Source organism: Actinomadura sp. 7K534 (assembly GCF_004348575.1).
GTDB classification, from domain to species: Bacteria; Actinomycetota; Actinomycetes; order Streptosporangiales; family Streptosporangiaceae; genus Spirillospora; species Spirillospora livida.
This window is the reverse complement of record NZ_SMKB01000499.1, coordinates 1-1,088: the sequence shown is the minus strand read 5'-3', so window position 1 is coordinate 1,088 and position 1,088 is coordinate 1. Positions and strand designations below refer to the sequence as shown.

At 73.1% G+C, this 1,088-nt stretch carries 2 protein-coding genes and 1 pseudogene; 1 reads left to right on the top strand and 2 read right to left on the bottom strand.

What is annotated here, in order from left to right; all coding sequences use genetic code 11:
- On the top strand, nucleotides 1-204 hold a 204-nt coding region (locus E1266_RS39115), incomplete at its 5' end, for a hypothetical protein (RefSeq protein WP_207946167.1).
- Here the strand turns inward: E1266_RS39115 and E1266_RS37385 are convergent.
- Both E1266_RS37385 and E1266_RS38645 read right to left on the bottom strand, forming a co-directional pair.
- The gene (locus tag E1266_RS37385) at nucleotides 171-809 is read right to left on the bottom strand and encodes an HAD-IB family phosphatase (RefSeq protein ID WP_132055324.1); all 639 of its coding nucleotides are present in this window, start codon (nucleotides 807-809) and stop codon (nucleotides 171-173) included. The two genes, E1266_RS39115 and E1266_RS37385, sit on opposite strands and share 34 nt — an antisense overlap.
- Nucleotides 810-861: 52 nt before the next feature.
- Nucleotides 862-1,088 (bottom strand): annotated as a pseudogene (locus tag E1266_RS38645) (hypothetical protein); the annotation flags it as partial.

The window sequence follows — 1,088 nt, the reverse complement described above, 5'->3', positions numbered from 1 at the left end:
GTCCACGACTCGGGCAAGGCATGGCGGGACGCCGGCGACTTCGCCGGCCTCGGCGGCGACCTCCCGGCGACGGGGCGGCCGTCGACGAGCCCCCGGTCCCCGGTCCCCCGGCAGGGCGGCGTGTGGCGAGGCGTGGCCGGTCGTGAGGTCGAGGCGGCCGGGGGCGGTGGTCAGGCGGGTTGGAGGGTGCGGGCGAGGGTGTAGGCCTGGGTGAGGTCGGTGCCGCGGTAGTCGAGGGCGGCGATGTCGGCGAGGTGGTGGTCGGCGTTGACGGCGACGGTGTTGGCGAGGTGCCGGAACAGCGGCGCGTCGGACATGGAGTCGCCGTAGGCGGTGCACTGGGCGGTGGTGAGGCCGTGGCGGGTGCGGAGTTCCTCGGTGATGCGGACCTTGTCGTCGGGGGTGAGGATGCCGGCGGGGTCGAGGGTGCCGGTGAACGGCATCGGGGGGAAGCGGGAGGCGATGACGTCGTCGAAGCCGTGGTCCAGGAGGCGGCGGGCGAAGAAGTCGGGCGACATGGTGATGACGGCGGAGTGCTCGCCGCGGGCGCGGATGTCGGCGCAGACGTCGGCGATGCCGGTGAGCCAGGTCGCGGCGGTGTAGGCGGTGGCGACGATGTCGGGGGTGAGGTCGCGCCAGAGCCGGTGGATCTGGGTGGAGAAGCCGCGGGTGTCGAGGGCGCCGGCGGCGAAGCGGGCTTCGAGGTCGCGGAGTTCGGTGAGGGTGCCGAGGTGCCGTGCGACTTCGAGGTTGGCGGTGGTGCCGGTGAGCAGGGTGCCGTCCATGTCGAAGATGTGGAGGTGCGTCACAGTCGGCAGTGTGGTGGAGGGGCCGGGCGGGATGCGAGCGATATTTCGGGGGTCAGTCGTCGTCGGAGGGCCAGATGGCGTAGGAGATGAGGACGGCGGCCCAGATGCCGAGTGGTGCGGCGGGCCAGTAGCGCGTCCAGTCCCCTTCGCGGAGTGCGGAGACGGCCCAGATGGCGGTCATGATGACCGCGGCGCCGGCCCAGTAGGACCATTCGCTGCGCCAGGCGCGCCGGTCGGCGCGGGCCTTGGCGGTGCGGCGGGCGGTTTCGGCGCTGTCTC